Source organism: Campylobacter sp. BCW_4319, from assembly GCF_001764435.1.
Lineage (GTDB): Bacteria > Campylobacterota > Campylobacteria > Campylobacterales > Campylobacteraceae > Campylobacter_D > Campylobacter_D jejuni.
In genome coordinates, this window is record NZ_MKAQ01000010.1 from 176,955 (window position 1) to 193,871 (window position 16,917).

Annotated in this window: 16 protein-coding genes; 15 read left to right on the top strand and 1 reads right to left on the bottom strand. The window is 31.0% G+C overall.

What is annotated here, in order from left to right; all coding sequences use genetic code 11:
• Positions 1-71: 71 nt before the first annotated feature.
• The 15 genes from AJN56_RS04555 to AJN56_RS04625 are packed head-to-tail and all read left to right on the top strand — an operon-like array spanning position 72 to position 15,834.
• Positions 72-461, top strand: a complete 390-nt coding sequence (locus tag AJN56_RS04555; protein WP_002851275.1) for an NAD(P)H-quinone oxidoreductase subunit 3 — start codon at positions 72-74, stop codon at positions 459-461.
• Positions 443-946 carry a NuoB/complex I 20 kDa subunit family protein gene (locus AJN56_RS04560; RefSeq protein ID WP_002851253.1) on the top strand — a complete coding sequence of 168 codons (504 nt, stop codon included), beginning with the start codon at positions 443-445 and terminating at the stop codon, positions 944-946. The genes AJN56_RS04555 and AJN56_RS04560 overlap by 19 nt, the downstream gene beginning before the upstream one ends.
• Positions 943-1,737, top strand: coding sequence for an NADH-quinone oxidoreductase subunit C (locus tag AJN56_RS04565; RefSeq protein WP_002864416.1), 795 nt, complete (start codon positions 943-945; stop codon positions 1,735-1,737). The genes AJN56_RS04560 and AJN56_RS04565 overlap by 4 nt, the downstream gene beginning before the upstream one ends.
• Position 1,738: 1 nt before the next feature.
• Positions 1,739-2,965, top strand: a complete 1,227-nt coding sequence (gene nuoD / locus AJN56_RS04570; RefSeq protein ID WP_002864417.1) for an NADH dehydrogenase (quinone) subunit D — start codon at positions 1,739-1,741, stop codon at positions 2,963-2,965.
• Entirely contained in the window at positions 2,962-3,189 is a 228-nt protein-coding gene (locus AJN56_RS04575) for an NADH-ubiquinone oxidoreductase subunit E family protein (protein WP_002824979.1), read from the top strand. The genes nuoD and AJN56_RS04575 overlap by 4 nt, the downstream gene beginning before the upstream one ends.
• A complete protein-coding gene (locus tag AJN56_RS04580; RefSeq protein ID WP_002922487.1) occupies positions 3,186-3,878 on the top strand; it encodes a hypothetical protein in 693 nt (230 codons plus the stop codon). The genes AJN56_RS04575 and AJN56_RS04580 overlap by 4 nt, the downstream gene beginning before the upstream one ends.
• Complete coding sequence (locus AJN56_RS04585) at positions 3,875-6,337, top strand: NADH-quinone oxidoreductase subunit G (RefSeq protein WP_002851440.1); 2,463 nt, start codon at positions 3,875-3,877, stop codon at positions 6,335-6,337. The genes AJN56_RS04580 and AJN56_RS04585 overlap by 4 nt, the downstream gene beginning before the upstream one ends.
• Positions 6,330-7,328, top strand: a complete 999-nt coding sequence (gene nuoH / locus AJN56_RS04590) for an NADH-quinone oxidoreductase subunit NuoH (RefSeq protein WP_009883056.1) — start codon at positions 6,330-6,332, stop codon at positions 7,326-7,328. The genes AJN56_RS04585 and nuoH overlap by 8 nt, the downstream gene beginning before the upstream one ends.
• A 9-nt stretch (positions 7,329-7,337) precedes the next feature.
• Positions 7,338-7,979, top strand: a complete 642-nt coding sequence (nuoI, locus tag AJN56_RS04595; RefSeq protein ID WP_002851456.1) for an NADH-quinone oxidoreductase subunit NuoI — start codon at positions 7,338-7,340, stop codon at positions 7,977-7,979.
• Positions 7,976-8,494: an NADH-quinone oxidoreductase subunit J gene (locus AJN56_RS04600; protein ID WP_002864418.1), complete on the top strand. Its 519-nt coding sequence runs from the start codon at positions 7,976-7,978 to the stop codon at positions 8,492-8,494. Before nuoI ends, AJN56_RS04600 begins: the two co-directional genes overlap by 4 nt.
• Positions 8,491-8,787: an NADH-quinone oxidoreductase subunit NuoK gene (nuoK, locus tag AJN56_RS04605; RefSeq protein WP_002851490.1), complete on the top strand. Its 297-nt coding sequence runs from the start codon at positions 8,491-8,493 to the stop codon at positions 8,785-8,787. Before AJN56_RS04600 ends, nuoK begins: the two co-directional genes overlap by 4 nt.
• A gap of 1 nt (position 8,788) precedes the next feature.
• Entirely contained in the window at positions 8,789-10,579 is a 1,791-nt protein-coding gene (nuoL, locus tag AJN56_RS04610; RefSeq protein WP_002851310.1) for an NADH-quinone oxidoreductase subunit L, read from the top strand.
• Position 10,580: 1 nt separating this feature from the next.
• The gene (locus AJN56_RS04615) at positions 10,581-12,068 is read left to right on the top strand and encodes an NADH-quinone oxidoreductase subunit M (protein WP_002858136.1); all 1,488 of its coding nucleotides are present in this window, start codon (positions 10,581-10,583) and stop codon (positions 12,066-12,068) included.
• Positions 12,058-13,446, top strand: coding sequence for an NADH-quinone oxidoreductase subunit N (locus AJN56_RS04620; protein WP_002892159.1), 1,389 nt, complete (start codon positions 12,058-12,060; stop codon positions 13,444-13,446). Before AJN56_RS04615 ends, AJN56_RS04620 begins: the two co-directional genes overlap by 11 nt.
• A gap of 21 nt (positions 13,447-13,467) precedes the next feature.
• Positions 13,468-15,834 (top strand): hypothetical protein, encoded by a 2,367-nt coding sequence (locus AJN56_RS04625; RefSeq protein ID WP_002892155.1) that lies wholly within the window; start codon positions 13,468-13,470, stop codon positions 15,832-15,834.
• A gap of 42 nt (positions 15,835-15,876) precedes the next feature.
• Here the strand turns inward: AJN56_RS04625 and AJN56_RS04630 are convergent.
• The coding region (locus tag AJN56_RS04630) for a methyl-accepting chemotaxis protein (RefSeq protein ID WP_002867986.1) at positions 15,877-16,917 on the bottom strand (1,041 nt) is incomplete at its 5' end.

Sequence of the window (16,917 nt, forward strand, 5' to 3'; positions counted from 1 at the left end):
GTAAAATAAAGAAAAGTGTAAAATTAATTTTTGTTGTGGAGTGATTAAAGTGCTTTAAAAAAGGAGAATAAATGTCTCATATAGATGCTTCGCATCCTTATTTTGGTATTTTTTTAATGCTGGTACTTGCTAGTGTTATTTTTTTTGGACTGGTTTTTTTAGCTTCAAAAATCGGTAATAATTTTGCCGCAAAAAATCGCAAAAAATTAGGACTTGGAATTTATGAATGTGGTCCTATTCCTGTTAAACAAGCTAACAAGATTAACTCTCAATTTTTCATCATCGCCTTAATCTTCATACTTTTGGATATAGAAGTTGTGTTTTTATTTCCTTGGGCTTTGATTTTTAAAGATTTAGGTTGGTTTGGATTTTTAGAAGTTTTTGTTTTTATCGTACTTTTAGGAGTTGGATTTTTATATGCTTATAAAAAAGGAGCGTTTGCATGGCAGAGCATCAAGTAAATTATGCAAGTGGTTTGCCCGTAGTTTTAACCAGTGTGGATAAGCTAGTTCAATGGGGCAGGAGTAATTCTTTATGGGCTTTATCTTATGGACTTGCCTGTTGTGCGATTGAGATGATGGCGGCTGGGGGTTCAAGATATGATTTTGATAGATTTGGAACGATTTTTAGAGCTTCACCACGCCACAGTGAAGTGATGATTATCGCAGGAACTTTGTGTAAAAAGCACGCTGAATTTACAAGAAGACTTTATGATCAAATGCCTGATCCTAAATGGGTGATTTCTATGGGAAGTTGTGCCAATACAGGCGGTATGTTTAATACTTATTCTACTGTTCAAGGAGTGGATAGAATTATACCTGTAGATATTTATGTGCCAGGCTGTGCTCCACGCCCCGAAAGTTTTCAGTTTGCTTTGATGATTTTGCAAAAAAAGATTCGCAAAGAAAAAGCAAGTCGCAAGATCGCACCTAAAAGGTTGATATGATGAGAAAGTATAGCGATAAAAAAAATGCTCAAACTCAAAATTACTACAAAGATAGATTTTATCACGCACCACACACTGTAAAATCTGATGTTAATGAAAGTGTTTTTAAAGAGGATTTTGAAGTTTTAAAAACTCAAGTAGAAATTTTAAATTCCTTTGTAGAGCTTGATTTTTGGGTAATAGAAATTAAAAAAGAAGACAATGTTAAAACCTTGCAAATGCTTAAAACTTTAGGTTATTTAAGTTTTACAGAAGCAAGTGCTATTGATTTTATAGCAGATAAAAATGGTTTTGAAGTGTTTTATCAGCTTTTAAATTTAGAAAAAAAATTAAGAGTGAGAATAAAAACTTTTGTAGGCGTAAAAGAGCGTTTGCAAAGCGTGGCTCATGTTTTTAAAGGGGCAAATTGGAGTGAGAGAGAAATTTATGATATGTTTGGAATTTTCATCATAAATCATCCTAATTTAAAACGCATTTTAATGCCTGATGATTGGTTTGGACATCCGCTTTTGAAAACTTATCCTTTAAAGGGCGATGAGTTTGCAAGATGGTATGAGATTGATAAAATTTTTGGCAAAGAATATCGTGAAGTAGTGGGCGAAGAACAAAGAGATTCTGGTTTTGCTGATGATAAAGATACGCTAAATTTTGCAAGACTTTACCATGAAGTGCCAAAAGGTGGTCAAAAGAAGGAAATTTCCTTTAAACAAGAATATCAAGAAGATGAAGGTGTGGCTTTTGTAAAAAAAGTAAAACGTGATGAAGCAAAAATTTTAGAGAAAAGGCGTTAAAATGCAAATTCCTAGCAAGTTAAAACCTTATTATGAAAATATAGCTTTTGAGCAAGAAGACTCAAAAATGATTATCAACTTAGGCCCTCAACATCCTTCAGCGCATGGAAATTTGCGTCTTATTTTAGAACTCGATGGAGAGCAAGTTGTAAAAGCGCGTCCTTGTATAGGTTATATGCATCGTGGTATGGAAAAAATGGCTGAAAATATGATTTATCAAGAATTTATTCCTACTACTGATAGAATGGACTATATCGCTGCTTCAGCGAATAATTATGCTTATTGTGCAGCGGTTGAAAAGCTTTGTGGTTTAGAGATTCCACGCCGTGCCGCAGTGATACGCATGATACTTTTAGAATTAAACCGTATCACATCGCATTTGCTTTGGCTTGCTACTCATGCGCTTGATATTGGTGCGATGAGTGTATTTTTATACTGTTTTAGAGAACGAGAGTATGTTTTGGATTTGATAGAAAAGTATTGCGGTGCAAGGCTTACGCATTCTTCTATGAGAATAGGCGGGGTTATGCTTGATTTACCTGAGAATTATTTAGAAGAAATGCTTGCATTTTGCGATAAATTTCCAAATGATTTAAAAGATTATGAAGATCTTTTAGATGATAATAGAATTTGGCGTTTAAGAACTGAAAATGTAGGTGTGGTTACTAAAGAACAAGCCTTAAATTGGGGTTGTACGGGTGTGATGTTAAGAGGAAGTGGCATAAAATACGATATACGCAAAGAAGAGCCTTATTTGCTTTATAATGAAGTTGAATTTGGTGTGCCTTATGCTACGCAAGGGGATTCTTATGCAAGATATAAAGTTTATATGCAAGAATTTCGTGAAAGTTTGAAAATCCTTAGACAATGTGCCATGCTTTATAAAGATACTTCGCCTGAAATTTTAGCTACGCATCCTGAGTATGTAAGTGCTTCAAAGGAACAAATTTTAACGCAGAATTATTCTTTAATGCAGCATTTTGTTTTAATCACTCAAGGTTTAAAACCCCCTAAAGGCGAAGTTTATGTGCCTACTGAAAGTCCAAAAGGTGAGCTTGGCTTTTTTATCCATAGTGATGGTACAGGAAGACCTTATCGTTTAAAGGCTAGAACGCCTAGTTATTGGCATTGTGCGTTTTTTGAAGAAATGCTTGTAGGTACTTATTTAGCTGATGTTGTAGCCATTATGGGTAATGTAAATATAGTTTTAGGTGAGATAGATCGATGAGAAGGGTAGATTTAAGAAAAAGCAAAGAGCTTTTTGAAGATTTAGCACAAATCATAAAAGAAGCAAAACAAGGTGAGGTTTTAGTGGTGCTTTTTGAAATCGGCGATTTTTCTCCTGTTGAAAAAAGTTTTTCTTTTGTAAAAGAACAAGGCTGTGAGCTTTTAAATTCTTTGAAATTTAATCAAGTCGATTGGACTATTGTTATAAAAAAGGAGAGGGTATGATTTATGATAATGCTCTTTGTTTTTTAGATATGCCAAGCCTTAAAAACAAAAATTTATGTGAAAAAATAGGTGTAAATAGCATTAATATTTCTTGTTTGGAAGATAAAAACTTAAAAGCTAAATTTTACAAATGCGAAATTGCAAGTTTGAGTTTTGTTTTGGCCTTGCTTTGTAAATTAAGCGATGAAGGACAATTTTGCGATTTAGATGAGGGATATTTAAGTGCTGAATCTTGTTTTGGAGAGGAAGAAGCAGGCGAAGTGCTTGCTTTTTTAAAAGAGGTTAAGTATTTAATTATAGATAAAAATATCCATTCTTATAAAGATAGTGAAAATATCAAATATTTTTTGAATTTCTTAAGTGTAAAATATGGATTAAAGATTTTAGATAGCGATGAAGAAGAATGCGATTTTAAAAAGGCAAAATTAAACACCCTAAAAGAACTCGATAATTATGACGGGTTAGTGCTTTTTAGAGCAAATTTGCAAGATAAAAATTTACATTGTTCAAGGCAATTTTTACAAATTGCAAAATGCAAAGATCAAAGTGAAGTTGAAATTTTAGCTAAAGATTTTAGTTTTAAAACTAAGCTTTGTTTAGATGAAAATTTACAAGGCACCATAGCTTTTTTAAATTATGAAAATAATGGTTTTGATTTTACTCCAATTCGCATAAAGGAAGCAAAATGACAGTTAAGATTAATGGTATAGATTGCGCCTTTGAAGAAGGCGAATATATCTTAAATATAGCAAGAAGAAATGATATTTTTATCCCAGCGATTTGCTATCTTTCGGGCTGTAGTCCTACTTTGGCTTGTCGTATGTGTATGGTTGAAGCTGATGGTAAAAAGGTATATTCTTGCAATACTAAAGCAAAAGAGGGTATGGTTGTAGAAAGTGATTTACAAAATCTTTGGGATGAAAGAAATGAGATCATGCAAGCTTATTGTATCAATCATCCTTTAGAATGTGGAGTTTGCGATAAATCAGGCGAGTGTGAATTGCAAAATTTTACTCATAAAAGTCGTGTAAATGTTCAAAAACATTGGATTAAAGACACGCATAAACCACATAAACATTGGGGAATGATTAATTACGATCCCGCACTTTGCATAGTGTGTGAGCGTTGTATTACAGTTTGTAAGGATAAAATCGGCGAAAGTGCTTTAAAGACTGTTCCTCGTGGCGGAGATAGTGTGGATAATAGCTTTAAAGAGAGCATGGGAAAAGATGCTTATGCGATTTGGACTAAATTTCAAAAAAGTTTGATAGGCCCTGCAAATGGTGATACGCTTGATTGTTCATTTTGTGGAGAATGTACAAGCGTGTGTCCAACAGGAGCTTTGATAGGTTCGAAATTTCAATACACTTCAAATATTTGGGAACTTAAAAGAATCCCTGCTTCAAATCCGCATTCAAGCGATTGTGAGTTGATGTATTATGATATTAAGCAAAGCGGCATTAGCAATCAAAAAGAAAAAATTTATCGTGTGAGTAATGATTTTGCCTTTGCGAGTTTAAATAAGGCTGCAAGGTTTGCTTTTGATACGCAAAATGAGGCGGATAAAGATGAAAAAGCCTTTAAAGAACTTGTGGAGCTTTTTGAGAAAAATGAAATTAAAAACATTAAATTTAATAGTTTTATTACCAATGAAGAAGCTTTGATTTTACAAAATTTAAAAAAGAAATTTAATCTTTCTTTGATCAATGAAGAAGCTTTGAAATTTAAAGAATTTTTACAAGAATTTATCGCTAATTCTGGTGAGTTTTATAGCGCTAATACTCAAGATATAACAAAAAGTGATTTTTTGGTTGTAGCTGGAATGCTTTTAAGATATGATGCTCCAACGCTTAGCTATAAAATCAATAATGCTTTAGTGATGAATAAAGGCTCAGGGCTTTATTTTCATCCTATGGAAGATATGGGTATAGCAAAATATTCTAAAAATTTTATCCCGCACATTCATAAAAATGGCGATGAAGAGCAAATTTTATATTTTTTACTTCAAAAATTTAGCCAAGATGAAGGTATTAAAACTCATTTAGCAGAGTTTTTTGTTAGTGAAAATAAAGAAATAGAAGAAAGTATCAACGAAGAAGTTGTAGAACAAGTCATAGAAAAAGATGAAGAAGGCAATGAAATTCAAAAAGAAGTAAAAAAAGTCGTACCTAAAAAAGTAAAAAAAATCATAGAAGTACAACGCTCTGTTTTTGCTAAAAATTTAGGCATAGATGAAGATAAATTAGAAGATTTATTGCTTAAAAAAGCAAATTTTACTCTTGTTGTAGGGAGTGATTTTTATTTTCATAAAAATGCGAAAAAACTTGCTAAATTACTTGCTTTGATCCAAAATACTACTCCTTTTAAAGTCTTTTTAAATCCTACGCATACTAATACCTTAGGTGTGGCTATGATTTGTGATTTGGATAACAATACACAAGAAGGCAAGACTTTAGGCTACAATGAAAAAGGTGATTTTAGTTTTTCTTATGAAGAGCATGCAAATTTAGCTAGTGCGAGTTTAAATCAGCAAGAAGGAACTTTTTTAAATTATGATAAAAGAGTGGTACCAACTAATGCTGCTTTAGAATTTAAGGGATATTTTTTAAATGATTTGGCTAATGCTTTAGGTTTTGATGAGGAATATACTATAAATTATACTAAGAGACTCCCTATAAATAAAGGTTTTTCTCCGATTGATTTTGATCATTTAGACAATTTTTATACCAATGCAGGCGATTGTAAAAGGGGATATGAGCTTAATTTAGAATGTTTCAAACAAGTTGCTAAAAAAGAATTCATCTCTCCAAATTTTGAAAATTTAAGCCTAAAAGAAGATGAAATTTTGCTTTATAGTGCTAATCCTAGCTATCAATTTGGTAGATTTTCAAATCGTGCTAGTGCGATTAATGAGGTGATTTTTTTAGGTGTAAGTGAAAATTTAGCTAAAGAGAAAAATTTAAAAGATAAAGATCTTGTAAAACTTAAAATAAAAGATAAAGAATTAAGCCTTAGTGTGCGTGTGGATAAGGATATAAAAAATGGAGCTTTCTTGCCGTATTTTGATGAAAAACTTGATACGCTAAGCTTTTTTGATGAAAGATTTGTTGTGGCGAATTTAGAAAAATTAGGAGCAAACCATGAGTGATTTTGCTTTTTTTGCTTTAGAGACTTTGATTAAATGTATTATTATCATTGCAATATTTGCGAGTTTAGCAGGTCTTGCAACTTATGCTGAAAGAAAGGTTTTAGCTTATTTTCAAAGACGCATAGGGCCTGATATGGTAGGGCCTTTTGGGCTTATTCAACTTGTAGCTGATATGATAAAACTTTTTACTAAAGAAGATATAATCCCTTCAAATTCGCAAAAATTTATTTTTGCTATAGCACCTTTGATTTCTGCTATTTGTGCTTTTGTTTCTTTAGCAGCTATTCCTATGCTACCTGAATTTACTTTATTTGGAAGGGTGATTCAGCCTATAGTGGCAGATATCAATGTAGCTTTGCTTTTTGTCATCGGCACTTCAGGACTTTGCTTTTATGCGGTGTTTTTGGGTGGACTTGCAAGTAATAATAAATGGTCGATTTTAGGGGCTGCAAGAGGGCTTGTATCGATTATTTCCTATGAAAGCGTAGGAGCTTTAGCTTTGATTGCTATTATAATGCTTGTAGGTTCTTTTTCTTTGGTGGATATTAACAATTATCAAAGCGATGGATTTTTTTCTTGGCTTATTTTTAAACAACCTTTGGCTTTTGTGCTTTTTATAATTGCTTTATTTATAGAGACTAATAGAACTCCGCTTTGTTTGACGGAAAATGATGCTGAAATTGTAGCGGGTTATGGAACGGAGTATTCGGGTTTAAGATGGGGTATATTTTTCATAGGTGAATATACTTCTATGATAGCTGGAGCTATTTTGGTCACTCTTTTGTTTTTAGGGGGTTTTAATAGCTTTTGGATTATTCCTGGTTGGATTATGATGATAGTAAAATCAAGTTTTATTTTCTTTTGGTATTTTTGGGCAAGAGCTGCTTTTCCGCAATTGCGTCCAGATCAAGTGATGAAAATGTGCTATTTGATCTTAATCCCTTTAGCTGTTTTAAACCTTTTAATCACTGCTTTGACAGTTCTTTTATAGGAGTTTGATATGAAAAATTATTATTTAGTAGATGAGAAAAGAAAAACTCCTGTTAGCACTTGGGAGAAAATTTCACAAGCTTTGCGTAGAAGCGTTAAACTAGAGCTTTTTGTAGGGCTTTTTGTGATGATGAGAGAATTACTTAAGAGAAATAATAGCGCTACGATTAAATATCCTTTTGAAAAGGTAAAGCTTGACAATCGTTACCGTGCTGTTCATCGTTTGATGCGTTTTATAGAAAGCGAAAATGAAAGATGTATAGGTTGTGGGCTTTGCGAAAAAATTTGCATTAGTAATTGTATCAGAATGGAAACTTCTTTAGATGAAAATGGGCGTAAAAAAGTAGAAAATTATAGTATTAATTTAGGGCGTTGTATTTATTGTGGTTTTTGCGCTGAGGTTTGCCCTGAACTTGCTATAGTGCATGGCACAGAGTATGAAAATGCAGCCGAGCAAAGGTCTTATTTTGGCTATAAGCAAGATTTTTTAACTCCTATTGATAAGCTTAAAAATCAAGTTGAATTTGAAGGAGCAGGAAGTCTTAGAAAGGATGCAAATTTGTGGGTTAAAAAAACGCCAAATTATTATGATGTGATGATTGAAAGAGCCTTAGAAAATCAAAATACACAAGAGCAAGGAGAAAATAAATGATAGAAAATTTGGCTTTTGTATTTTTTAGTGTAGTGGTTTTAGGCTTTTTTGGCATTGCGGTTTTAAGTAAAAATATGCTTTATTCTCTTTCTGCTTTAGCGGGTGGAATGGTATTTTTATCGGGATTTTATTTTTTACTTGATGCAGAGTTTTTAGGCGTGATACAAATTATTGTTTATAGTGGAGCTGTACTTGGACTTTATAGTTTTGCGATGATGTTTTTTGATGCTTCTAAAGAATTTAAAGAACAACTTAAAGCTAAAAAAAGTTTTTTTACTTTGGTGGTTTTAAGTACGATTTTACTTTTGGCCATGCTTATAGGTTTTAAATACCAAAATATCAGCACGGATTTGCCTTTAAATGATCCTGCTTTGTTTGATTTTAATAAACAACTGGCTTTAGCGATTTTTTCAAAATATCTTTTAGCTTTTGAGTTTATAGCTATTTTGCTTTTGATTGCTTTAGTCTGTGCTATAGTGCTTACTCATAAAGAGCTAACAAAGGAAAAACAATGATAGAAAAGTATTTTTTCGTCGCTATTTTAATGTTTGTCATAGGACTTGTAGGGATTTTAAAAAGACAAAATCTCATCATGCTTTTTATCTCAAGTGAAATTTTATTAAATAGTGCTAATTTAGCCTTAGTAGCAGCTTCTAAAATGCACAATGATTTAAATGGACAGGTTTTTGCGCTTTTTATCATGGGTGTAGCAGCTTGTGAAGTAGCTGTTGGTGTAGCTTTGTGTGTGCTTTGGTATAGAAGAAAAGGCACTTTGGAATTAAAAAGCTTAAAAGAAGTGGAGGCTTAGTATGCAAAATTTAGCTTTGATTTCTCTTTTTAGTCCTTTTGTAGCTTTTTTGTTTGCAAGTTGTTTTGCTTTGAGTGAGAAAAAACAATTTGTAGGGATAATTTGTTCACTTTTAGTAGCTTTGAGTGCTTTTTGTTCTTTGTATTTGCTTTTTTGCAATGAAGCTTTTAATGTGAGTTTGTTTGAATGGTTTGCTGGAGTAAATTTTGGCTTTGATATAGATGCTATTTCGCTTACTATGATGAGTGTTGTAGGTATTGTAGCTACTTGTGTGCATTTTTATAGTATTTTTTATATGGCTCATGATGAAGGTTTTAATAAATTTTTTGCTTATTTGGGGCTTTTTGTCTTTTCTATGCTTTTTTTAGTTATGAGTGATAATTTCTTAGGACTTTTCGTAGGTTGGGAAGGCGTTGGGCTTTGCTCTTGGTTGCTCATAGGTTTTTGGTATAAAAATGATACTTATTCTTTTGCGGCTAATGAAGCTTTTATTATGAATCGTATTGCGGATTTGGGTATGCTTTTAGGAATTTTTTGGCTTTATTTGCAAGCAGGAACTTTAAAATATGATGAAGTTTTTTCCATGGCACAAAGCCTAGATCACAATGCTTTGATCTTAATCGCAACTTGTTTATTTATAGGGGCTATGGGAAAATCTGCACAATTTCCTTTTCACACTTGGCTTGCTGATGCTATGGCAGGGCCAACTCCTGTTTCTGCATTAATCCATGCAGCAACCATGGTAACAGCGGGGGTTTATTTGGTAATTCGTGCGAGTACGCTTTATGATTTAGTTCCTGAAGTTTCTTATATTATTGCCTTACTTGGAGCTTTTGTAGCGATTTTTGCAGCCTCTATGGCTTTGGTGGTTAGGGATTTAAAACGCATTATTGCTTACTCTACCTTATCGCAACTTGGATATATGTTTGTGGCTGCAGGACTTGGGGCTTATGGTATAGCTTTATTTCACTTAGCTACGCATGCTTTTTTTAAATCTTTACTTTTCTTAGGCGCTGGAAATGTAATGCATGCTATGAATGATAAATTAGACATTAAAAAAATGGGTGGACTTTTTAAACCTTTAAAAATTACAGCTATTTTAATGTGTATAGGATCTTTAGCTTTAGCAGGAATTTATCCTTTTGCAGGATTTTTCTCTAAAGATTTGATTTTGGGATATTCTTTCATTTCTTTTCACCATGGTATTTTTTTAGTGCTCTTAATCGCAGCTTTTTTAACAGCATTTTATAGCTTTAGACTTTTAATGTTGGTATTTTTTACCCCTGCAAGACATGATGAACATCCACATGAAGCAAGTAAAATCGCACTTTTGGCTATGAGTCCTTTGATGGTTTTAGCTATTATTGCAGGATTTTTCGAACATAGTTTTTTTGAATATTTAAGCACAAAATTAGTTTTTATTGATGCGCAAAATCAAATTGTAATGATTTGTGCGAGTGTAGCAGCTATTTTGGGTGCAATTTTGGCTATTTTTGCTTATAAAAATTCTTGGTTTAAGGAAAGTATTGAAGAAAATAAAATTCATAAACTTTTAAGTAATGATTATTTTATTCCTCAATTCTATCATCAATTTATCGTTTCAAAATATGAAAGCTTATGTGCGATTTTAAAGCATTGTGATCTTTATATTTTTGATAGAATAGTTGAAAAAATTGCTTTGTATTCTCAAAATATTTCACAAAAAATGATTATGCCAAACAGCTTAAACTTAATGCTTAGGTTTTTGGTGGCAGCTTTTGTGATTTTGTTGATTTTAGTATGGATGGTGTAAAATGCTAAATTATTTGATATTTTTTCCTTTAATTTCTGCTTTTGTGGTTTTGCTATTAAATCGCGGAGGCGTTAAGGTTTTTAGCGTTGTTGTAAGTTTTATGATTTTGGCTTTAAATTTGGATATTTTTGCGGATTTTTTACAAGGGGTAAGCTTTGATTATAATCTCTCTTTTAAAATTTTGAAATTTTTTAGCTTTCATGTAGGAGTAGACAGTATTGCACTTGTATTGATACTTTTAAGTTCTTTGATGATATTTTTAAGCTTTTTATTTTTGAAACTAGAACAAAAAGCGCTTATATCTTGTATATTCTTTTTAGAATTTGCTATTATGGGACTTTTTAGCGCAAAAGATGGTTTGTTGTTTTATGTTTTTTGGGAATTTTCTCTTTTGCCTTTGCTTTATATTATGGGAGTTTATGGTAAAGATTTTAGAGCAGGGGTGAAATTTTTTATCTATGCTTTTGCGGGTTCAATTTTAATGCTTGTAGCATTGATTTATCAAGCTTATTTAAATTATCAGCTTTTAAATATCTTCACTTTTGACTTGGAAATTTGGAAAAATAATGCCTCAGCAGTAAATTTTACAGAGCAACTTTTACTTTTTGGAGCATTTTTTATCGCTTTTGCTATCAAAGCTCCTTTATTTCCACTTCATACTTGGGCACCTAAGGTTTATGCAAATTCGCCTATACTTGTTTCTGTAATGCTTGTAGTTTTTAAAATGGCTCCTTTTGGATTTTTACTTTTTTGTTTACCACTTTTTCCAGATGCGAGTGTGTATTTTATGCCTTTAATTGTAGCTTTATGTATAGTAAGTATCGTTTATAACGCTTTAATTGCTTATAGAGCAGAAAATATTAAAGAATTGATTGCTTATAGTTCTATTTCACATCTTGGTGTGATGATTTTGGGAATTTTTTCTTTAAATGCTTTGGGTATTAGTGGTGCGGTTTTTTATATGTTTGCACATGGTATTGTAACGGGAGCTTTATTTTTAATGGTTGAACTTTTATACCAAAGATATCATACTTATGATATTTCTTTTTACCATTCTTTAGCCAAAAAAGCACCTTTATTTTCAATTTTCTTTATGCTCATTTTACTTGCGAGTGTTTCTTTGCCTTTAACTGTTTCTTTTGTGGGAGAGTTTTTAATTCTTTTAGGTATAGCAAAGATTAATTTATTTTACGCTTTGTTGGCAGGTTTGGTGATTATTTTAGGAGCGATTTATATGTTCGCAGTATTTAGAAAAATATTTTTCATGCAAAAACAAAGCTTTATAGAGGGTTTTTCTTTACTTTTTAGAGAAATAGTAGCGCTTGTGTGCATTGTAGTAATGATTTTTGGACTAGGGCTTATGCCAAATATACTTTTAAAGCCGATACAAAAAGATGTGGATAATCTTATAAAAACAATGAATATTAGAGCTGTTGAGCAAAATACTTTAGATTTTTTATCTAAAATAGGAGAGGCAAATGTTAAATAATTTTTTAAATTTAGAACTTTTAAATATAAGCTTATCTTATCCATTTTTATTTTTAATTACAACTGCAATAGTTCTTTTGCTTTGCTCTGGTTTTTGGAAATTTCATCGATCGTTTTATATCGGCATAAGTTCTTTGTCTTTGATTGTAAGTGCTTTTTTGATTTTAAATAATGCAAATGCTCAAGGTTTAGAAGCAAAAGCTTTTTTGGCTACTTTAAATAATGATATTGTTTCATTTTATGCTTCTTTGGTGATTTTGTGTTTTTCATTTTTATATCTTTTAATGCAAAAAGAAGAAAATCAGGGTGAATTTTATGCTTTATTTTTATTTATGATTGCATCTTTGCTTTTGATGGTTTCAAGCTCAAATTTAGTACTTATTTTTATAGGACTTGAAAGTTCTTCTTTAGCACTTTATACTTTAATAGCAATGCGTGGAAGTGATAATGCTATTTCAAGTGCGATAAAATACTTTAGTGTAGCGGCTGTAGGAGCTGGGTTTTTTGTTATGGCTGTAGCTTTTATTTATTTAAAAACAGGAACTTTAGATTTATCTGCTAATTTAGCGTTAAAAAATGAGTTTCAAAAAGATCCCATGCTTTTGGGTGCTGGAGTGATGATTTTTGTTCTTTGTGCAATCAAGCTTTCTTTGGCACCTTTTCATTTTTGGCTTAAAGATGTGTATTATGCAGCACATACAAATTTGGTTGCTTTTATTTCAGTTGTGCCAAAAGTTGCCATGTTGGTTGTGGTTATTCGTTTGTTTGATTTTTTAAATAATACAGGTTTTGAATATATCATAATAGTTCTAGCGATTTTTTCTATGCTTATAGGTGCTTTTGCGGCTCTAAGTCAAAACAATATCAAAAAAATGTTTGCTTATAGTTCTGTAGTGCATTCTTCTTTGGTTTTGGTAGCTTGCATTCCTTTATTAAAAGAACAAAATTTTGATGGAATTTTGCTTGCTATTTTTGGATATTGGACTTTATTTGCTTTTGCAAATTATGCTGTATTTATGATTTTAAGCAATTATGAGAATAATTCTTATGAGAGTTTAAATGGGCTTTTGGTTAAAAAACCTTTAATTGCTTTTTGTTTAAGCATTAGTGTGCTTTCTTTAGCAGGTATCCCGCCTTTTGGAGTGTTTTGGGGTAAATTTATGATTTTAAATACAGCAATTTTAAATGGATATTGGTATTTGGCGCTTTTTGTGGCTTTATCTTCTGTTATTATGCTTTATGCGTATTTAAAGATTTTAATTCATGTTTTATTTATGAAAAATGATAGGGTTCATAATATTAAGTTTAGTTTTATACAAAATTTTATTTTAGCTTTTTGTGTTTGTGTAAGCACTTTTGCTATATTGTTAATGTTATAAGAGTTTTGCTATAATTATTTTATGAGAATATTATTTTTAATTTTATTAAGTTTTTTAAATGCTTTTGCTTTTGAGCTTGTTTTAAACACGGGTCGCGAAAATAATCAAGCTTTTGCAGTTTTACATGCGAGTAATGATTTAGAATTTACATGTCAAAAATTTATTACCGAAGCAAAAGTTCATTTTGAATGTGATATTGCAGGTATGGTTGATAATAAATTAAAAGATCAGAGTTTTTCTGCTTTTGATTTAAAATTTATACAAGAAGCTCAAAAAATTAAAATGATCATTTTGCCAAAAATACAAGCAAGAATGTTTGACACTTCTCAAAATATTTATATAGATAAAGAACTCAGTTCATCAAGTTCGCATAAAAGTAAGGCTTTTACTTTTATTTTTACACCAGAACTAGCACCTATTAAAGACTATGATGGACTTGATTTTAATATCAATTTTCCACATGAGAGTTTGCCTTATGTTGGAGCTTTGGATTTAAATTCTGATCCTGTTGTTATTCCTCAAAGTGCAGATATCAATACTTATTTACGCATCAAAAAAGAATACGATAAGGCTAATTACAATCAAGTGGTGATTGATGCACAAAATGCTATCAATAGATATCGTGGCAGTATTTTTACTAGTGAATTTATACTTTATAAATTAAGAGCTCAAAATAAACTTTACACTCAAGATCCAAGTATACGCGATCAGCAAATTTTAGAAAAGATGATTGATGATGCTAAAAATTGGATGCGTACTTTTACAAGTGATAAAAATTTTTCAGAAGTTTTACATATAATGTTAAAAACTTATATCGCTTTAGCTCAGCGTGCTGATGTAGAGTATACAATGTCGATTTTGGATAATGAACAACCTAATAATTATTTTACTCAGTTATCAAAACTTGATTATGCAGATTATATTTATAATTTAAATGAAAAAGAAAAAGCTGTAAATATCTATGAAAATACTTATTTTAATACAAAAAATTTAGATTTAGCTGCAAGAGCAGCTATGAGTTTGGCAAAGAATTTGCTTTTAAATGAGCAAGTAAATAAAGCTATAGAATATATTAATACCATTTTAAAAGCCAATCCTGAATATTTTGGAAAAGATATTCCAAGATCTTTAGAACTTGCTAAATTATTTAATCAAAAAGGACAATTTGATATAAGTGCAAGTATTTATGAAGATGCCTTTGCTAAAATGTCCAAACTTGATCCAAGTTATGAAGAAACTTTAAAAGATTTAGCCTTGGTTTTATCACATGCTAACAGATCTAGTGATGCTAAAAAATACCTTGATTTGTATATGGATGATTATTTAGATGGTAAGTATTTAGATGAAATTAAAAAAGCAAGTGATGAGGTATTCTTTGCTTTAGGTGATAATAATGCAAGCTTTTTGCATCAGCGTTATACAGATTTAATGAAGCAATATGCAAATAAAGATGAGAATATTGCAAATAAAGCTTTAGATGAAGATGTTGCACTTTATTATAAAGAGGGAAATTTTAGTGCTATTTTAGCTTATAAAGATCTTATAGAAAGTAAAAAAATTCCAAATGCTACTCAATTTTTAGAGAAAGCAGCCATTAATGATTTAAAAAATGCCATAAAAGCTGATAATTGTATCAATGCTGCAAATATTTTTATGCGTTTTAGTGCTTATGATATAGGTCAGAAAATTGAGAATAAAAAACAAATGTTAGCTTGTCTTATCAGAACTTCTAATGTTGAACAAGCACTTGATTATATAGATAAAAATTATAATGAAGATTCTATATTTTATGGTCTTCAAAAAGCATCTATTCTTTTTGATAATAAACAATATCCTCAGGTGATCAAAATTTCTAAAGATATAGCTAATTCTAGAATTTTAAAAAGCGATGATGAGAATTTTAAGGCTTATTATTTGCAATTTTTGTCTTTGTTGCGTTTAAATGACTATAATCAAGCCATTAAAATTTTGCAAATTTTAGAAAGTTTTCCAATGAATTTTAGTATGGTAGAAGCCTACGATGCTTTACTTTCTTATGCTAATGATCATAATATGCAAACAACGATTTTAACTTACGCACCTAAGGCCATTGACTATCAAAATTTTAAAGGTATAAATCTTTTTAGTCCTAATTTGGAATTTATGTATCTTGATACTTTGGCTAAAATCAATAAAAATGAAGAAAGTTTAGCTGTTTTAACAGATTTGCTTAAATTAAAACTTTCAGATAAGGATAAGGCAAGAGCTTTATATATCCAAGCTTTAACTTATGAAAGAATGCAAAATATACAAGCTGAAAAAGAAAGTTTAAAACAATGTCTTGAAATCAAAAGTGTTTCAAATTGGCAGAATTTATGTAAGAGTAAAAATCAAATTTTAAATCAATAAGTAAATTTAGAGATAACTAGCTTTTTAGCTAGTTATCTAAGATTAAAACCTTTTCTTCTTAACATCTTCTAAGATATTATTAGCTATATCACTTACTGTACTAGAAATAATAGCTGATTCATTAGCAATTTCAACATTATCTTTAGTAGTTTGATCAATTTGAGCTACGCTATCATTGATTTGAGTGATACCTGCAGTTTGTTCTTTAATACTTTCTGCCATATCATTGATAGATTGAACAAGTAAATTAGTATTAGCTTCAATTTCTGATAAAGACTTTTGAGTTCTTTCAGCTAACTTTCTAACTTCATCAGCTACCACTGCAAAGCCTCTACCATGTTCTCCAGCACGAGCTGCTTCAATAGCTGCATTTAAAGCTAAAAGATTGATTTGATCTGCAATATCACCTATAATACCTGTAACATTTTTAATCTCTTCAGATTGAGTGATAACATCACTAGTTTTAACTGAAACATTTTGCATAGAAGAAGTGATCTCTTCTAAAGCTGCTGCAGTTTCTTCTAAAGATTGAGCTTGAGAATTTGAAGAAGTGGTTAAGCTTTGAACAGCAGTTTGTAATTTTCCACTTTCATTAGCTAAAGCATTAGCAAAGTCTGAACTTTGTTTTAGCATTTTAACTATTTCATCACCTAAAGCATTAGTAGTTAATTCTACACTACCGCTAGCATTTTCTAATTTATTTCTAAAGTCTAAGCTTTTGTATTCTTCAAAAATTTTATGAATAGCATTCATATCAGAACCTACTCTAGCTTGTAAAACATCAAGAAGTTTATTTAGAACATTTTTAAGTTCAATCAGTTGTGGGTTTCTTGGATTAGCAGTAATTCTTGCTGTTAAATTACCACCTTCTACAACTGATACGGTTTGAACTGATTCTTTAACGGCTTGATTGTCTTGTTCTAAGCCTCTTTTAGTAGCAAGAATGTTTTCATTGATAGCATTTGAGATTTGTCCAAATTCATCATTGCTTTTTACTTCTATAGTGGAAACATTTTTTGTTTTATAGTTGATAAAATCAAAGAATGAAGTTAAACCTGTTTGGATAGCTGCAAGTGGGGAGAG

Bases quoted from the DNA above. Each gene is read 5' to 3' on its own strand.
- nuoD (WP_002864417.1), top strand. From the start codon at position 1,739: ATGCAAATTCCTAGCAAGTTAAAACCTTATTATGAAAATATAGCTTTT.
- AJN56_RS04625 (WP_002892155.1), top strand. From the start codon at position 13,468: ATGAGAATATTATTTTTAATTTTATTAAGTTTTTTAAATGCTTTTGCT.
- AJN56_RS04585 (WP_002851440.1), top strand. From the start codon at position 3,875: ATGACAGTTAAGATTAATGGTATAGATTGCGCCTTTGAAGAAGGCGAA.
- AJN56_RS04615 (WP_002858136.1), top strand. From the start codon at position 10,581: ATGCTAAATTATTTGATATTTTTTCCTTTAATTTCTGCTTTTGTGGTT.
- AJN56_RS04600 (WP_002864418.1), top strand. From the start codon at position 7,976: ATGATAGAAAATTTGGCTTTTGTATTTTTTAGTGTAGTGGTTTTAGGC.
- AJN56_RS04580 (WP_002922487.1), top strand. From the start codon at position 3,186: ATGATTTATGATAATGCTCTTTGTTTTTTAGATATGCCAAGCCTTAAA.
- AJN56_RS04620 (WP_002892159.1), top strand. From the start codon at position 12,058: ATGTTAAATAATTTTTTAAATTTAGAACTTTTAAATATAAGCTTATCT.
- nuoL (WP_002851310.1), top strand. From the start codon at position 8,789: ATGCAAAATTTAGCTTTGATTTCTCTTTTTAGTCCTTTTGTAGCTTTT.
- AJN56_RS04560 (WP_002851253.1), top strand. From the start codon at position 443: ATGGCAGAGCATCAAGTAAATTATGCAAGTGGTTTGCCCGTAGTTTTA.
- AJN56_RS04575 (WP_002824979.1), top strand. From the start codon at position 2,962: ATGAGAAGGGTAGATTTAAGAAAAAGCAAAGAGCTTTTTGAAGATTTA.
- nuoI (WP_002851456.1), top strand. From the start codon at position 7,338: ATGAAAAATTATTATTTAGTAGATGAGAAAAGAAAAACTCCTGTTAGC.
- nuoK (WP_002851490.1), top strand. From the start codon at position 8,491: ATGATAGAAAAGTATTTTTTCGTCGCTATTTTAATGTTTGTCATAGGA.
- AJN56_RS04555 (WP_002851275.1), top strand. From the start codon at position 72: ATGTCTCATATAGATGCTTCGCATCCTTATTTTGGTATTTTTTTAATG.
- nuoH (WP_009883056.1), top strand. From the start codon at position 6,330: ATGAGTGATTTTGCTTTTTTTGCTTTAGAGACTTTGATTAAATGTATT.
- AJN56_RS04565 (WP_002864416.1), top strand. From the start codon at position 943: ATGATGAGAAAGTATAGCGATAAAAAAAATGCTCAAACTCAAAATTAC.